The organism is Bacillus sp. DE0042, assembly GCF_007680225.1.
GTDB classification, from domain to species: Bacteria; Bacillota; Bacilli; order Bacillales; family Bacillaceae_G; genus Bacillus_A; species Bacillus_A wiedmannii.
In genome coordinates this window covers 1,229,646-1,245,839 of the sequence record NZ_VEJP01000001.1, presented here as the reverse complement: position 1 = coordinate 1,245,839, position 16,194 = coordinate 1,229,646, and the positions used below count along the sequence as shown (strand labels likewise).

Sequence of the window (16,194 nt, the reverse complement as noted above, 5' to 3'; positions counted from 1 at the left end):
AAAATTTGTACGTGTTTTATTAAGAAATGCTTTTCAAAGTATAAAAAGTGCGTTATAATCCATCTATAAAATAAATAGTTAGCTACACTCATATAATCGCGGGGATATGGCCTGCAAGTTTCTACCGAAGTACCGTAAATACTTTGACTATGAGTGAGGACGAATATATTTGCTTGTTTAGCATTCTTTTTTGCGAAACTCCAAAAGCGCGTCTCTCACTTGTAACGAGTGGTGGCGGCTTTTGGAGTTTTTTATTGCATAAGAGGGGGAACAAACATGAAAGTATTACAAGAAAAGATTTTGAACGAAGGAAAGGTTTTAACTGGTGACGTATTAAAGGTAGATGCATTTTTAAATCATCAAATTGACCCAGTACTTATGCAAGAGATCGGAAAAGAATTTGCTAAACGTTTTAAAGAAGAGAACATTACAAAAATCGTGACGATTGAATCTTCAGGCATTGCACCAGCAGTTATGGCAGCATTAGAGCTTGGTGTAAAAGTAATCTTTGCAAGAAAACGTAAATCGTTAACGTTACAAGATAATATGTACGTTGCAAACGTATATTCATTTACGAAACAAGAAACGAATGAAATTTCATTATCTCGAAATCATATCGATGAAAATGATCGTGTTTTAATTATCGATGACTTTTTAGCAAATGGTCAGGCTGCTTTAGGTTTAATGAGTTTAGTAGAGCAAGCAGGAGCAAGTATTGCAGGAATTGGTATTGTTATCGAAAAAGCATTTCAAGATGGAGGAAAGAAGCTTCGTGAACAAGGAGTTCGTGTTGAGTCACTAGCAGAAATTGCATCACTTGATAACGGCACAGTTACATTTGTACAGCAAGAAACTGCGGAGGTGAAATAAACGATGAAGCAACATCCATTTAAAATCGCATCGCTTGGTATGCAGCATATGCTGGCGATGTATGCTGGCGCAATTATCGTTCCGCTTATTGTGGGCGGCGGACTTGGTTTAAATCAAAAAGAGTTAACATATTTAGTCTCGATTGATTTATTAATGTGCGGCGTTGCGACGATTTTACAAGCATTATCAAATCGCTTTTTCGGTATTGGACTTCCCGTTGTACTTGGTTGCACATTTACAGCGGTTGGGCCGATGATTGCAATCGGGAAACAATACGGCGTGTCTTCTATTTATGGAGCGATTATTGCTGCCGGGTTATTCGTTGTTATTTTTGCGAAATTATTTGGAAAGCTCGTAAAACTGTTTCCACCTGTTGTAACAGGATCTGTCGTTACCGTAATTGGAGTTACACTTGTTCCAGCAGCAATTAATGATATGGCTGGAGGAGTAGGAAGTAAAGATTTCGGTAGTCTTGAAAATTTAGCGTTAGCATTTGGTGTATTATTATTTATCATCATTATGTATCGTTTCTTTGACGGATTTATTCGTTCAATCTCTATTTTACTAGGTCTATTGTTCGGTACAATCGTTGCAGCATTTATGGGGAAAGTAAGTTTGCAAGCGGTTGGAGAAGCGGATTGGTTCCACGGTATTCAGCCATTTTACTTCGGTACACCAACATTTGAATTAACGCCAATTATTACGATGATTTTAGTTGCTTGCGTAGGGATTGTAGAAGCAACAGGTGTATATTTCGCATTATCTGATATTTGCAATAAAAAGATCGGTGAAAAAGAATTAACAAAAGGCTATCGCGCAGAAGGATTAGCGATGGTGTTAGGTGGTATTTTCAACGCGTTCCCATATACAACATACTCTCAAAACGTAGGACTTGTTCAATTAACTGGAGTAAGAAATCGCGTTATTATTTATACTTGTGGTGGTATGTTAATTGTTCTTGGATTCATTCCTAAAATCGCAGCTATTACAACTATTATCCCGAAATCAGTACTTGGCGGTGCAATGTTAGCGATGTTCGGTATGGTAATGGCATATGGTATTAAAATGTTAAGTAGCGTTGATTTTGGTAAACAAGAAAACTTATTAATCGTTGCATGTTCTGTAGGAATTGGGCTTGGGGTTACAGTTGTTCCTACATTATTCTCACAACTTCCTGAAAACATTCGTATTTTAACAGATAACGGAATTGTACTTGGAAGTGCGTCAGCAGTACTTTTAAATATCGTATTTAATATGGTGCCGCAGCGTAAAGTGAAAGTAAAAGAAGAGCCAGTGTCTATGCAAAGTGCAGTAAGGGAAGCATAAAAAGTAAGTAGACACAATACGAATTGTATGTAATTAAGCCTATCTCATTTGAGATAGGTTTTTAATTTGTAGTGATGTTTAAAACACCAGTCGAATTGAACCCATCGTTTTTATTACTGAGCTAGTTTAATAAGTTTATAATGTCTCAATTTCCAGATCTACTTTTAATTCTAAAGCTTCATTACTATAGGAGTTTTACCTGATGATGCAAAACGGTGCAACTTTATTCAAAAAGGTATGTTTTTCATAAACAGTACAAATTTGTTTTAAATCGACAGTAAAACTAGAAAAAGACCCTTGAAATTGCTGCTTAACAACAGCTTTCAAAAGGGGCGTTATAACAAAAAATGTACATTATTGTTAGAATATAATTATCAGTTAAAATAAGGAGAAACCAAAATATATATTTAGGAGGAGAAATGTTTTGGAAATAGATCAAATAAAGAATATCTTAAGGAAAAGAGCAACTATCTTTCAAACAGGCGGAAAAAGACCTGATTTATCTATAAATGAAAGTTGGATTGGAAAGATTCCCTATTCATTACCAAATGAAACTTGCCCAATCGACCGTTATCAAGACAAAATGTATGCGATTATGATGCTTAATTTAACACAAATACCTTTTATTCCAGAAGCAGTAAAAGATATGAAAGTCATTGCAGTATTTCTTTCTCCAAACTTTGCTAAAGATTTGTCCAATTTATCAGGAAATTTTTGTGTTAGAGAATATGATTCTTTAGAGGAACTAGTACCGAATGAAATGTCACTTACGTTTCCAAATCTAAAACCTTTTCCCTTAATACCAAGATTAGTAGCTGATGAGTTTCCACAATGGGATACGGAAGATTTCCCTAACAACGTGCAAGATAGAATTATTGAACTTGAAAACACAATTGAGATTGACTACTACGAGGACATTTTTGAAGAAAATCATTACATACACAAATTAGGAGGCTATGCTTGCTTTGCCCAATCAGGTATCCAATGGCCCGCGGATTATGAATTTATTTTTCAAATAACAGACGATCCCAAAGCCCATTTAAAGATTATTCATGGCGGTGGAATTTATTTTGCTAAAAATAGTAAAACAAATGATTGGATCGCACTTTGTGATTTCTTATAGGAATATAATATAAAGTGACGTTCTCTCATGTTATTTTTTCTCTAGTCCCTTTTAATATTTCTCCAGTTACATTGTGCCCCCTTACATCAATTAAAACGGTTTATTTAGTGCTACTTCAAATGTTGCAACTAGAACAACCGATGCAAAGTGCGGTAAGAGAAGTGTAAAAAAAGCAAGGTCTCGTTACGAGACCTTGCTTTTCTTTTTAAGTGGCATCATTTTCCCGTAAGTACCAAGACGCCAAATGTACTCAAGTGGACCGTATTGATAACGTGACAGCCACCAGCGGCTAATAAAGATTTGTAACGTATAGAAACTAATGCAAAATAGAGGACCTACCCATAATGGAGCAAGATAATCATTTTTGAACAATAGTCCGAATACAAGTAACGTAACAATTGTATGCGAGATGTAATTTGTTAACGCCATTCGACCAACATATTGGAATGGTCGTAATAATGTTTGCCATTTTTCTTTCTGTAATAAACGCATAAGCGTGAAAATGTAGAAGATGAATAATGTTTTTCCGCTAAACATTGCAAGTCCTTGCATATAAAGTGGTTCATATGAAGAGGTTGATAAGAAATAACGAACCATAAAGAACCAAAACGGTAATGTTAAAACGAACATAATGATTTGCCATTTTTTAAGTTTCGGATCTAACTCTTTCGTACGACGGAAAATGTCTTTTTTACCAGCGTATAAACCGAGTAAAAATAATCCGAGTGTTTCTGGGAGCATTGAAATATTTAGCCCTATTCCATTAGCATAAAATGCATGGAAACGATTTTGTATTTGTGATACCCAGTCTTCAAGTGGCATGATTGGTAAGGATAATCCAAGTTCATCCTTTGGCATGAAGGCAATACCAATACTAGCAATTAGCATAAGAAATTGAAAAATACTTAATAAAACGATTGCCCATATTAAAATGGTACGAGGTTCTCTCTTGTAAAATAAAAATAAGAAAAATCCAGCGATTGCATAACTATGTAAAATGTCCCCGTCCCATAAAAGAACGTAATGTAAGAAACCAAATAATAATAAAATAAGTAAGCGACGAACAAATAAAGTTTTTGGGCGATCTGTTTTCGCTTCAGCACGAGTCATAAAAATGTAAAAGCCTAGGCCGAATAAAAACGAAAAGATTGTATAAAATTTTGTTTGAATAAACATATCGTAAAATAGACGGATATAGCTATCTAGCCCCTCATAAACTCCTGAAAGATCACGTGAGTCAATCCCAGCGATAATAGGCCAGTTAACAAGAAAAATACCTAGTACAGCTATCCCTCTAATAATATCAATGGAATGTATCCTCTCGCCTTGTGAAATATTTTGTGTCATTATTTTCCTCCTTGTTAAGTAATTCCCTTTTATTATACAAAATGTAAAGAGGAGGGTATATAGGTAATTTCCAATTTTTAAAACTGTTAAGATATGTATTATGAGATATAATAAGAGTGCACAACAAGTTTTAACCTTCTTCAAAACAGGCAGTAAAGCTCCTTTCTATAAGGGGCTTTCTTTATGAAAAGTATTGATAATGATTCTCTTTAATGATAAAATGTATTTAAAAGTGATAATCATTATCAAAAAAAGGTTGGTGCATGAGTATGGTATATGCATTAGTAGCAGGTACAGTCGCTGTATATGCAGTTATTGCAAAGTATGTTTTAAATGGAGTAGGAACAGCAAAATGAGTGATATGACATAAAATCCCTTTCATTTGTAAAAAGAATGAAAGGGATTTTTTATTTTTAATGAGAATATGCTGAAAATTTAGTATGATAGTAAAGTGAAACTGTAATCGATGAGGGGATGTATTTCCTGATGATTATGAGCTCGCAAATGGCGGGAAAAAGTATATACATCTTGGATAAAGGGGAACAAGGGGATGACAAACATAGTACAGACAAACGGTATGAAAAAACTTGTTTGTTTTTATGAAGAGTGGCAAAAACACGGCGATGCAGAGAATAGTGTAAAGTTGTTTGAGGTGATTCAAAAATATAAACAAGAGCAGCTTATGATAGCGTTCTGCGGTCACTTCTCTGCAGGGAAATCAACGATGATGAATCATCTATATAAAGCACAGTTGTTACCAACAAGTCCAATTCCGACAAGCGCTAACGTTGTCAAAATTGAAAAAGGAATGGATCGTGTTGTTGTAACAGTTAAATCTGGAGAACAGTACGAATATGATGGTGCATATTCAGCTGAAGAATTAAAACAAATTTGTAAAGACGGTGATGAGGTAATTGGTGTTCATATTTATCGGAATGATGCGCCAATTCCTGAGGGTGTTATGTTAGTTGATACACCAGGGATTGATTCAACAGATGATGCCCATCAATTAGCGACAGAATCAACGCTGCATCTAGCAGACGTAATTTTTTATATGATGGATTATAATCACGTCCAATCGGAAGTGAATTTGCAATTTGTTAAAGAATTGAAACAACGTAATAAAACGGTTTATCTAGTTGTAAATCAAATAGATAAACATAAAGAAAATGAATTATCGTTTGAGGATTATAAAGATAGTGTAAAACAATCGTTCTCTAACTGGGATATTGAAGTAGATGGAGTGTATTATACTTCATTACGAATGATGAACCATACACATAATGAAATTGGGAGCTTAGAAACATTAATTACTTCTATTATGAAAGAAAAAGTGCAGTATGTAAGAGATGGAATGGAGCGAGAAACAGAATATTTAATGGGGGAACATTTTTCGTTTATTCTTTCGGAAAATGAAAAAGCTCTTTTGAAATATGAGGAAGAGTTAGCATCGCCGCTTTCTATTTCAGAGATAGTTGAAAAGAAAGAAGAGCAAACGGAAACTAAACAACGCGAGGCTAGTAAAGAATCTCATGTGAGAAACGAATTTATAAAAGGCTTACAAGCTATATTAGATAACGCGTATTTAATGCCATTTGAAATGAGAGAATTGGCAAATGCGTATTTAGAAACGAAATTAACTAAATTTAAGGTCGGTTTGCTATTTGCGAAAGGAAAGACGGAGCAAGAAAAACTGAGACGTTTAGATGCTTTTTATTCTGCTTTGCAAAAGACTGTTGAAACGCAACTTGATTTTCATGTGAAAGAATTTATTGTTGCCTTCTTAAAAGAAGAAGGATTGTTCACAGAGGAAATTGGGAAAGACATATATGCTTTAGAAATTGCTTTTGGACCAGAAATGTTAGCTGAAGTCATTAAACAAGGTGCAGGTTTCACAGGTGATTACTTACTTCTTTATACAGCGGATGTAGCGAATGAACTGAAGAAACGTTATTTTACAAAAGCGCAGCAAATTTTTGATAAAAGTGCAGTCGTTTTAAAGCAAAAGGTGAAGGAAGCAGTTGCACGCATTGAAGAAGAGATTGAAAAATATATGATGTTGCAAACGGCAAAAGAAACGCAATTGCAATACAGTAACAATTTAGAGACATATGAAAGTTATTTGCAAAATGTTTGGCACGAGCGTGTTGCTACACCAGAAGGATTGCAAATAGAGGAAATATTGCAAAGTAAAACACAAATTGTTAGTGAGAAATTCACACTACAAGAGCAGGAAAGCGTAAACGATAACGTAATGGTTCGTGAGGAAGAGATAAAAGGAACGGCAGCTTTAAATATTCAGCGTATATTAGAGAAAGTGAAGAAAGCTGAAACGATATTAGAGCCATTGCCAGCGCTGAAACATGTACAACAAGAGGTAATAGAAAAAAGGCGTCGTGTGGAAACGAAACAATTTACAGTAGCGTTATTCGGAGCTTTTAGTGCTGGAAAATCATCATTTGCCAATGCATTGCTTGGTGGGAAGGTACTTCCTGTATCACCAAATCCGACGACGGCAACGATTAATCAAATTTTGCCGGTTACAGAGGAAAAACCACACGGAACAGTAATGGTTCAATTCAAATCAAAGCAAGCTTTATTAGAAGATATGAAAGCTGTTTATAAGTTGTTTCATTATGAGATTACTACGTTAGATGAAGCGTTAGCACAAATTGATAAAGTTATGAAATATCCTTCACCAACTGGGAAGCAAAAAACAACATTTAGCTTTTTACGAGCGGTACAAAAAGGGTATGATACGGTTTCTGCTCATTTAGGGGAGCAAGTACAAGTTACACTAGAAGAGTTTTCTGATTATGTAGCGAATGAAGAAAAATCATGTTTTGTTGAGTATATGGAGCTTTATTATGATTGTGCTTTAACAAGGCAAGGAGTAGCGCTTGTAGACACACCTGGAGCGGATTCTATTAACGCCCGCCATACGGACGTTGCGTTCCAGTATATTAAAAACGCAGATGCTATTTTATTTGTAACGTATTATAATCATGTGTTCTCTCGTGCTGACCGTGAATTCTTAATCCAGCTTGGTCGTGTAAAGGATACTTTTGCACTTGATAAAATGTTCTTCTTAATTAATGCGGCCGATTTAGCAGAGTCTGAAGAAGAACTTGAAATGGTAAAAGGTTATATCGCAGACCAGCTACTGCAATACGGTATTAGAAATCCGCGTTTATTTGCAATTTCAAGTTTATGTGCACTTGAAGAGAAGCAAGGAAAGAATATTGAAAAAGAGAAGTACGGTATTTTACAAAACTCTGGGATTGCTAAGTTCGAGGAATCATTTACATCCTTTATGATGAGAGATTTAATGCTCGTATCTGTTCATGCTTTATATGGTACATTGCAAGGAGCAGATCAGCTTTTAGTAAATATGATAAACGGTGCAAAGCAGGGGAATGAAGAGAAAGAGAAGCAAACGAAAAAATATGAAGCAGAGCGTAATCAGCTACTTCATATTATTTCATCATATAGTGTGCTTGCTGAAGAGCAGGCGATGCAAAATGAAGTGAAAGAATTGCTTTATTACGTGCAACAGCGTCTATTCCTACGCTATAACGATGTGTTTACTGAATTTATTAATCCAGCGTCGCTGCGAACGGATGGGAATGTGAAAGTACAGTTGCAACAGTGCGTTATGGAATTAGTAGCATTTATTCAGCATGATTTATTACAAGAAATGCGTGCGACATCATTACGCCTTGAGAAATGGATAGATGAAGCGATGAAGCGTGCAAAGAATGAAATTGTGGTGAACTGTAAAGTAGAAAATGAATCAATTTCTATGAGTGGAACAGTGGACTATGAATATAAAGATATTGCACATAAAGAACCGTTCCCTTCAGTTGAAATAAAAGATTTCAAAAAAGCACTGGCGCATTTTAAAAATGAAAAAAGCTTTTTTGAAAAAAATGATAAAGCTTTCATGCAAGAAGAGGCTAAAGTTGTATTAGAGCCTTTCGTATCAAACTATGTAGCTGATGAAAAAGATTTATTTGTTCATCATTATAAGCAAGAGTGGGATTTGAAATGGAACTTATTCCAAAAAGTGATGCAGCAAGATGTGATGAATTATTATGAAAGTGTATTATTTGCATTGGCTGAAACAATTGATGTATCACTATATGAACAAAGTAAAGAACAATTGCAAAAGCAGTTAGTAGAGATTGAAAAAGAAATTTATGTGATATAGTCGTTATGAGAAAAAGATTCGTTCAATTTTCTTTTGCAATACTGTATCTAAAGATTTGACAAACCCAGCAAATTCATCGGTAGAAATCATATGAGTAAGAACGAGGCGTCTGCCGTCTGGTGTTTCACCGCATAAGACGAATGAAGAAAATTCATATGTTTTGTTTTCTACTACTAATTTTGGATAGGAATACGTGTCGCTTTTCTTCTTCTTTCCATCAATAGAGATGACGTTGCACTTTTTCTCACTGTTGTCCATGGTGAATCCCTCCTTTCTATTATTTATGGTAGACAAGGAGGGTTTAGAACAATAGAGAAAGGGGAGTTTTTTATGTGTGTAGTAATAGAGTATATTTCGAAAGAAGCTATACCGAAACCTTTATTATTGCTTGCTGATCCAAGTGAGCAGCAAATTGATGCATATGTACAAAGAGGGTTAACATATGTAGCTAAGCAAGAGGAGAGAGTTGTCGGTGTATATGTTCTTTTGGAAACAAGGCCGAAGACGATGGAAATTATGAATATTGCGGTTGTAGAGCATTTGCAAGGAAAAGGGATTGGAAAGCAGCTATTAAGTCATGCTGTAGAAACTGCTAAAGGATATGGTATGTCAAAACTTGAAGTTGGTACGGGCAATTCTAGTGTTTCACAACTTGCTTTATATCAAAAATGTGGATTTCGTATTTTTTCTATTGATTTTGATTACTTTTCAAAGCATTATGAAGAAGAGATTATTGAAAATGGGATTGTATGTCGTGATATGATTCGGCTTGCAATGGAATTGAATAAGAACGTATAACTTATTTAGGGGGAAGAGAAGATGGAAGTACATAAAGCAATTACAGCACATTCTCGTAAACAAAATGAAAGTGTAAAAGCATGTTTACAATTAGATGCGCAGCGTGAAGCAGCTATTGAAGCAGCCGTATCTCTTGCGTCAAAGGGGAAAGAATTTTCGGTTGATATCATTAATGTTGTAACAAAGCAAATTAATGATCTTGCAAAAAATGGTGTTACACTGCAGCGTAAATTTGTTACAGAAGAAATGGTTATGGAGTATGTAAGTCGTTTGCAAGAGAAAGAAGGTCGTTAAAGATGATAGTTACAGTCGAATGGTTACGTGAGCATATAGAAGATGAGAATGTCCGTATAATCGATTGTCGTTTTGATATAGCGAATCCTAATTGGGGTAGAGAAAAGTATGAGGAAGAACATATTCTTCATGCATTATATTTTGATTTGAATTTAGATTTATCAAGTCCTGTAACAGAACATGGTGGTCGCCATCCATTGCCGAATATTGAGGAGTTTGCAGACAAGCTTTCACAAGCTGGTATTGGTGAACATACGACAGTAATTGCATATGACAGTCAAGCGGGGGCAAATGCTTCTCGTCTCTGGTGGTTATTAAACTATGTAGGACATGAGAAAGTATATATATTAGATGGTGGATTTCCAGCTTGGAAAGAGAATGGACTACCGATAACAACGGAAATTCCTGTTGCTATACGAAAAACATTCAAAGCAAATGTACAAGATCATATGCTTGTAACGATGGAAACGGTGAGAGAGAATATTCATGCAGGTGCAGATGTTACGTTAATTGATTCTAGAGAGCCAAAACGTTATGCTGGTGTAGAGGAACTAGTTGATTCAAAAGCAGGGCATATTCCGACAGCAGTAAACTATTTTTGGAAGGATGGAATTGCCCAATCAGGACAATTTAAGAATGAAGCTGGGCAACAAGAACGATTCCAAGATCTTTCGAAAGATAAGGAAACAATTGTATATTGTGGTTCTGGTGTTACAGCATGTCCAAATATCCTTGCATTGAAATTAGCTGGATTCCAAAATGTTAAATTGTATGCAGGTAGCTGGAGTGATTGGATTTCTTATCCAGAAAATCAAATTGCAAAAGAAGAAGATTAATCACTTGCATGCAAAAATAATTTGTATTAAAATAAGGTCACAAGCAAGAAATTGCTTGAAAAACTTTGTATTTTACACATTGGAAACAATGTGATAATATAACGACAAGTAAATAATACATCCTGCGGTGTACGTAACTTATTTATGTCTAAAACCGATGTTAGTTATACGGAAGCTCAATATTTAGCGACCATCATCAAGCCTTCCTTGTGGGGGAAGATGTACGGTAACTGTGAGGGCATCCACCTGCGAGTAGCGGGTTTTTGGACATTTACGAGGAGCGGCACGTGCGGGGGTCTTATTTCAACTAACATTATATAAAATTCCTACGGTGTACGTAGCTTATGCATGTCTTAAACCAATAAGTTTAATATGGAAGTTCAATATTTAAATGTAGCTAACAAGCCGTCTTTTTAAGAAGGAAGTTACAAACATTTGTGAGAGCATCCACCTGTGAGAGCAGGTTTATGGACATCTAGAGAGAACGGCATATGTGGGGCTATATAAAAACCTTACGTTTTATACGTAAGGTTTTTTTGTTGCATAAATATATCTATTTTATCTGGATTCACCTGTGAAGTTTCCATAATAAATATAGCACTTTCTATCTTCATCAATCTCTCTTGAATCTAAAGCGAACTCCATATGCATGCCGTCGCGCTGAATATATATAAGGTCTGAATGAAGAGATGGCAAAATTTCTTCATAGTTCCATACATCTTTCCGATCTATTATGCTTGAACTCGTTTCACTTAGTTCTCTAACCTCAAAACCGATGTGAGAGTATGTAGGATCTGAAGGGTCATTTGCAAACTCTTCTTTTTGAATATATATAACTGCTGTTCCGTCTGGATCTACTGAAGTTGCAGTAACAACATATGTCTTGTTATCTTTTATAAAATATTCACACGTCATGCGTGCGATGATTTCAGAATTAGAAATATTTGCGTAGTTCCATAAAGCAGGATACCTTTTCGTTTCATCATTAAGTCGATATTCTAAGCGCATTTTATCCCTCTTCTTCCTTTTTCTTCTACTTTATCATGCTATCTTATATAATAGGAATAGAATTTAAAAAGGGGAGTGCGAAGGTGACGAAAACGAAATGGCTAGTAGGTGGTGTCGTAACGTCTTTAATGACTGGCACCTTATTTGGTTGCGCACAAGATCTTCCCCCAAAACCGAATGATAATAGTTGTTCAGATTGGGATTGGGATGATGAACTTGGGGTATGGCAGTGTGATGATAGTAGGTCAGGTTATCGTGGGCATTATTTTTATGGTGGGAGTTACTATCAAAATAAATCCACTTTTAAAAATTCATCGGCGTTTAAATCGTATCAATCGTCTGCGGAATTTAAAGGTGGAATTGGAAGCGGTTCAAAGGGAGGATTTGGGGGCTAACATATGTCGCAATACATAAGGGATCGTAAAGAGTTTTATTCGAAATATCCGAATTTTTGGTCGGATTTATATGAATGTGAGTATAGTTTGTTTCATGTTTTCTCTATAACAAATCAGACTATGAAACAATTGCAATTAGCAACTGAACGAATGGGGAAAATATTTTTTAAGACTGCTAAACTTTTGCGGAATTTAAGTGACGAACAGCTTCTTGAAATTGGGTATCCTCCTGCAAGCTTATCGTTCATTAGAATGGAAGGATTATATCCTGAATCTGTTATTTCACGATTTGATTTCGTTTTAACAAGTGATAACCAAATTAAAATGCTTGAGTTTAATAGTGATACACCAACTTTTATTATGGAATGCTTTCAAATGAATGGAAAAGTTTGTGGAAAACTAGGCTATGATGATCCAAACTTGGGTCAAGAACGATTACTATCTTCTGGTGTTACAAAGGCCGTAATGGAAGCGACAAAGGGAATAGATAACCCAAATGTTGTTTTTACAGCACATCATGAACATATTGAGGATTGGAATACGACTATGTATTTGAGTCAGTTATGCCATGTTGAAAATAAAGTAGTGCCAATGTCAGAACTTAGAATTACAAAAGATGCTTTAGTGGATAGGGATGGAGTACAGATTGATATTTTATATCGCCAAACATATCCGATAGAAGATTTAATTGAGGATCAAGATCCTGAAACAGGAGACTTGGTAGGTGTGGAACTGTTGCAACTTGTAAAAGCCGGAAAGCTTTTTATAATAAATCCTTTGTCAGCATTTTTGCTTCAGCCAAAATCAATTCAGTGTCTGATTTGGGGGTTAGCAGAAGAAAAGGCCTTTTATACAAATGAGGAACAACAGTGGATTAAAGAATATATGTTACCTACATATTTAGAACCAGATTTATTTTTAGGAAAAGGCTCTTTCGTTCAAAAACCTTCATTTGGTAGAGAAGGAGACACAATTACCGTTCGCGATAAGGACGAAAATATTATGATTCAAAATGTACACCAAACGTATAAAGCGTCACTGCCGATATTTCAAAAGTATACAGAACTTCCAGTCGTATCTTTGGAAACAGAGAAAGGGATGGAGAAACTGTCGTATGTGTTTGGTTCGTTTTTAATTGCTGGAAAAGCGAGTAGTATCGGTATTCGCGCTGGGGAAAAAATTACGGGGAATGAATCGTACTATTTACCGGTAGGTATAAAAAAGGAGGAAAGTATATGATTAATTTTTTATTATATTTAGCAGTAACACTGGGCCTTTTATGTATTGGTCTGATCCTCATGGAAGTGACAACGAAAGTAAAAGAATTTAAGTTAATGGCCCAAGGAAATAAGGCGGTAAGCTATGTACTTGGAGGACGCTTACTTGGGTTAGCTATTGTTTTATATTCGACAGCAGCTAATTCCATTTCACTTCTTGATATGGTTTCGTGGGGAGCCGTTGGGATTTTGGCCCAAATTATCGTCTTTTATTTAGCTGAGTGGCTTACACCACGCTTTAATATAAACAAAAGTCTTGAAGAAGATAATCAAGCAGTCGGTCTTTTTCTTATGTTTTTATCGCTTTCCATTGGGATTGTAATTGCTGGTTGTATAACTTATTAAAACCTTTACGTTTAGACGTAAAGGTTTTTATTTTATATACGTTAGTTCGCCATACCTTTCGAAAAAATTGTAGGCTACTGTTGACATCTATTTTAAATAAGAGTAACATTTTCTATGTAATAAAAATAAGTCTCTGTTAGGTGAGGCTCCTGTATAGAGAAATGCTACTGCCCAAAAATGTCGAGAGACGCCAATGGGTCAACAGGAATGATCGAATTAAGGTTTTTCTTAACGTAGCTGGTAATGTACCTATGCTATACAGTGCTAAAACTCGGCGAGGGAGAGGTCCGTAGATTTCTAATTGTTTAGGAATCGTTTATTTGTGTATGCCATGACCTTTACTCTTTTCGGAGTAAGGGTCTTTTTGTTACAAATCTATGAGTAACGTCATAGTATAAACTATAAAATTAAACGAGGAGGTGAGGAGCATGTCGAATTCTGACTCGGTTCCGTTACCCATATACTTCAAATCAAAAATATATGATGTAGGCAGGAAACGACTTGTTCCTCCCTCTATATTTATCATAATGTAGCGTTTATACGCATGTTTAAGCGCTAGACACTGTTACGGTAAAGTGGATAAATTGAGAAACAAAGCGTTTCTTCCTATGTTGTACAGGAGGAGACGATAATATGTTATATGCAAACAAAACTGTGGGTAACACGTCATATAAATTAAGTAAAAAATCAATGAAAGAACAAACAATGCTTCAAAAAAATAAAGATTTATTAATTGAAATCGCAACGAGAGATGTAAAATCTGTATTTGCGTATTTTAAAACAACAAGAGACGGATTATCTATGAAAGAGGCACAAAAACGTATTCAAGTATACGGCCGAAACGAATTAATTTCAAAAAGAGCGCGTATTGCGGAAGTAATGATGAAGCTAAGTGGAATGATTCCAGGTTTTTCAAAACAACATGTGCGTGATGGATTACAATGTGAGAAAATTACTGTGTCTCGAGTAGAATGTTCTAGTGTAACAGGTTTAAACGGTGAATTAAAAATGATGAATTTGCCAGTACAAGAGCTTGTTCCTGGGGATATGATTTTTCTTTCAGAAGGTGATACAGTACCAGCAGATGTACGTATCATTTACGCGAATGATTTATTAGTAAATGAATCCGTGCTAACAGGAAAAGATGCAAGTATTGAGAAATTTGAAAGTTGCTATCACCTTGAGCGTAAACGATTTATTCCTTTAAAACGAATGAAAGACTATAATCCACTTGAACTTGAAAACGTATGTTTCAAAGGGACTCATATTGTTGGCGGAAATGCAAAGGCTGTAGTTGTTTCGACTGGGAAAAATACGTATACAGGAATTCTTCATACTTGTTGTAGTAGAACGTCTTAATGTGTAAATGATGCTAAATATACAAAAACAATGTATAATAGACAAAGTTGAAAAAACGTAGAATGGTAATCTATTTATATAACCTTACGTGATGACGTGGGGTTATTATTTTTTTGGTAGGAGAGGGATTATGAAAAAAGTATTATTAGTTGATGGTATGGCACTATTATTTCGTGCTTTTTACGCAACAAGTGTCTACGGACAATTTATGAAACGACAAGATGGTACCCCTACAAACGGGATTCATGGTTATATGAAACATTTATTAACAGCTATGCAAGCAATTGAACCGACACATATCGTAACATGCTGGGATATGGGTAGTACGACATTTAGGACAGAATCGTTCTCGAATTATAAAGCGAATCGTGTAGCGCCTCCTGAAGAATTAATTCCGCAATTTGATTTAGTTCAAGAAATGACTGCGAAATTGTCTATTCCAGTTATCGGTATGAAAGGGTATGAAGCGGATGATTGTATTGGTACGCTTGCAAAACAATACTGTAATGAAGCGGAAGTTTATATTTTAACAGGCGATACGGATTTACTTCAGCTTGTTGATAAGAACGTTACAGTTATGCTCTTGCGCAAAGGAATTGGAAATTACGAATATTACACACCAGAGAAAATCATGGAAGAAAAAGGCGTAGAGCCGTGGCAAATCGTGCATGCGAAAGCGTTTATGGGAGATACGAGTGATAACTATCCAGGTGTAAAAGGTATCGGCGAAAAGACAGCGTATAAACTTATTCAAGAGCATGGAACAGTAGCAACCGTACTAGAAAATGTAGCAACATTAACGAAAGCGCAGCGCACAAAGATTGAAAGCGATTTAGAGAACTTAAATATTTCATTACAATTGGCACAAATTCATTGTGAAGTTCCAATTTCATGTTCACTAGAAGAAGGATTACACACAATGGATGAAGAAAAACTTAGATTCGTTTGTGAAGAAATGAATTGGGGAAGACCTGAAATATTAATCAATATGCTATAAATAGTTTTG

The 16,194-nt window shown here is 35.4% G+C and carries 15 protein-coding genes, 2 other RNA genes and 2 riboswitches; of the genes, 14 read left to right on the top strand and 3 right to left on the bottom strand.

Features of this window, described 5'->3' with window-relative positions:
- Positions 1-68: 68 nt before the first annotated feature.
- Positions 69-170: riboswitch (purine riboswitch) on the top strand.
- 106 nt (positions 171-276) lie between these two features.
- The 3 genes from FS802_RS06075 (at position 277) to FS802_RS06065 (ending at position 3,319) form a co-directional block, all read left to right on the top strand.
- Complete coding sequence (locus FS802_RS06075) at positions 277-870, top strand: xanthine phosphoribosyltransferase (RefSeq protein ID WP_098653847.1); 594 nt, start codon at positions 277-279, stop codon at positions 868-870.
- A 3-nt stretch (positions 871-873) separates the two neighbouring features.
- The gene (gene pbuX / locus FS802_RS06070; RefSeq protein WP_000809222.1) at positions 874-2,196 is read left to right on the top strand and encodes a xanthine permease PbuX; all 1,323 of its coding nucleotides are present in this window, start codon (positions 874-876) and stop codon (positions 2,194-2,196) included.
- Positions 2,197-2,620: 424 nt separating this feature from the next.
- The gene (locus FS802_RS06065; RefSeq protein ID WP_000401865.1) at positions 2,621-3,319 is read left to right on the top strand and encodes a DUF1963 domain-containing protein; all 699 of its coding nucleotides are present in this window, start codon (positions 2,621-2,623) and stop codon (positions 3,317-3,319) included.
- A 183-nt stretch (positions 3,320-3,502) separates the two neighbouring features.
- Here the strand turns inward: FS802_RS06065 and FS802_RS06060 are convergent, their stop codons facing one another.
- Positions 3,503-4,666, bottom strand: a complete 1,164-nt coding sequence (locus tag FS802_RS06060; protein WP_098707577.1) for a DUF418 domain-containing protein — start codon at positions 4,664-4,666, stop codon at positions 3,503-3,505.
- Positions 4,667-5,216: 550 nt separating this feature from the next.
- Here FS802_RS06060 and FS802_RS06055 point away from each other — a divergent pair.
- The gene (locus tag FS802_RS06055; RefSeq protein ID WP_098653844.1) at positions 5,217-8,876 is read left to right on the top strand and encodes a dynamin family protein; all 3,660 of its coding nucleotides are present in this window, start codon (positions 5,217-5,219) and stop codon (positions 8,874-8,876) included.
- A 3-nt stretch (positions 8,877-8,879) separates the two neighbouring features.
- On the opposite strand, the gene FS802_RS06050 is transcribed toward FS802_RS06055, so the two are convergent.
- A complete protein-coding gene (locus FS802_RS06050; RefSeq protein ID WP_098653843.1) occupies positions 8,880-9,134 on the bottom strand; it encodes a DUF3931 domain-containing protein in 255 nt (84 codons plus the stop codon).
- A 72-nt stretch (positions 9,135-9,206) separates the two neighbouring features.
- Between FS802_RS06050 and FS802_RS06045 the strand changes: the two genes are divergently transcribed.
- The 5 genes from FS802_RS06045 to ssrS (FS802_RS06025) all read left to right on the top strand — a co-directional run bounded on the left by FS802_RS06045 (position 9,207) and on the right by ssrS (FS802_RS06025) (position 11,308).
- Positions 9,207-9,674: a GNAT family N-acetyltransferase gene (locus tag FS802_RS06045; RefSeq protein ID WP_048561317.1), complete on the top strand. Its 468-nt coding sequence runs from the start codon at positions 9,207-9,209 to the stop codon at positions 9,672-9,674.
- A 21-nt stretch (positions 9,675-9,695) separates the two neighbouring features.
- Positions 9,696-9,968 carry a YpbS family protein gene (locus tag FS802_RS06040; RefSeq protein ID WP_000451806.1) on the top strand — a complete coding sequence of 91 codons (273 nt, stop codon included), beginning with the start codon at positions 9,696-9,698 and terminating at the stop codon, positions 9,966-9,968.
- A gap of 2 nt (positions 9,969-9,970) precedes the next feature.
- Positions 9,971-10,804, top strand: coding sequence for a sulfurtransferase (locus FS802_RS06035; protein ID WP_098823024.1), 834 nt, complete (start codon positions 9,971-9,973; stop codon positions 10,802-10,804).
- 116 nt (positions 10,805-10,920) lie between these two features.
- A non-coding RNA gene (ssrS, locus tag FS802_RS06030) (6S RNA) lies at positions 10,921-11,103 on the top strand.
- 21 nt (positions 11,104-11,124) lie between these two features.
- A non-coding RNA gene (ssrS, locus tag FS802_RS06025) (6S RNA) lies at positions 11,125-11,308 on the top strand.
- 54 nt (positions 11,309-11,362) lie between these two features.
- Here the strand turns inward: ssrS (FS802_RS06025) and FS802_RS06020 are convergent.
- Positions 11,363-11,812, bottom strand: a complete 450-nt coding sequence (locus FS802_RS06020; protein WP_001235541.1) for a hypothetical protein — start codon at positions 11,810-11,812, stop codon at positions 11,363-11,365.
- A gap of 83 nt (positions 11,813-11,895) precedes the next feature.
- On the opposite strand from FS802_RS06020, the gene FS802_RS06015 reads away from it, so the two are divergent.
- The 5 genes from FS802_RS06015 (at position 11,896) to FS802_RS05995 (ending at position 16,185) form a co-directional block, all read left to right on the top strand.
- On the top strand, positions 11,896-12,207 hold the full coding sequence (locus tag FS802_RS06015; protein WP_000169026.1) for a hypothetical protein: 312 nt from the start codon (positions 11,896-11,898) through the stop codon (positions 12,205-12,207).
- A 3-nt stretch (positions 12,208-12,210) separates the two neighbouring features.
- Positions 12,211-13,446 carry a glutathionylspermidine synthase family protein gene (locus tag FS802_RS06010; protein WP_098823025.1) on the top strand — a complete coding sequence of 412 codons (1,236 nt, stop codon included), beginning with the start codon at positions 12,211-12,213 and terminating at the stop codon, positions 13,444-13,446.
- On the top strand, positions 13,443-13,829 hold the full coding sequence (locus FS802_RS06005; RefSeq protein ID WP_098273491.1) for a DUF350 domain-containing protein: 387 nt from the start codon (positions 13,443-13,445) through the stop codon (positions 13,827-13,829). Before FS802_RS06010 ends, FS802_RS06005 begins: the two co-directional genes overlap by 4 nt.
- 125 nt (positions 13,830-13,954) lie before the next feature.
- Positions 13,955-14,120: riboswitch (M-box (ykoK) riboswitch) on the top strand.
- 342 nt (positions 14,121-14,462) lie between these two features.
- The gene (locus tag FS802_RS06000) at positions 14,463-15,188 is read left to right on the top strand and encodes a P-type ATPase actuator domain-containing protein (protein WP_098653841.1); all 726 of its coding nucleotides are present in this window, start codon (positions 14,463-14,465) and stop codon (positions 15,186-15,188) included.
- Between the two features lie 130 nt (positions 15,189-15,318).
- Positions 15,319-16,185, top strand: coding sequence for a 5'-3' exonuclease (locus FS802_RS05995; RefSeq protein WP_064476586.1), 867 nt, complete (start codon positions 15,319-15,321; stop codon positions 16,183-16,185).
- Positions 16,186-16,194 lie beyond the last annotated feature (9 nt).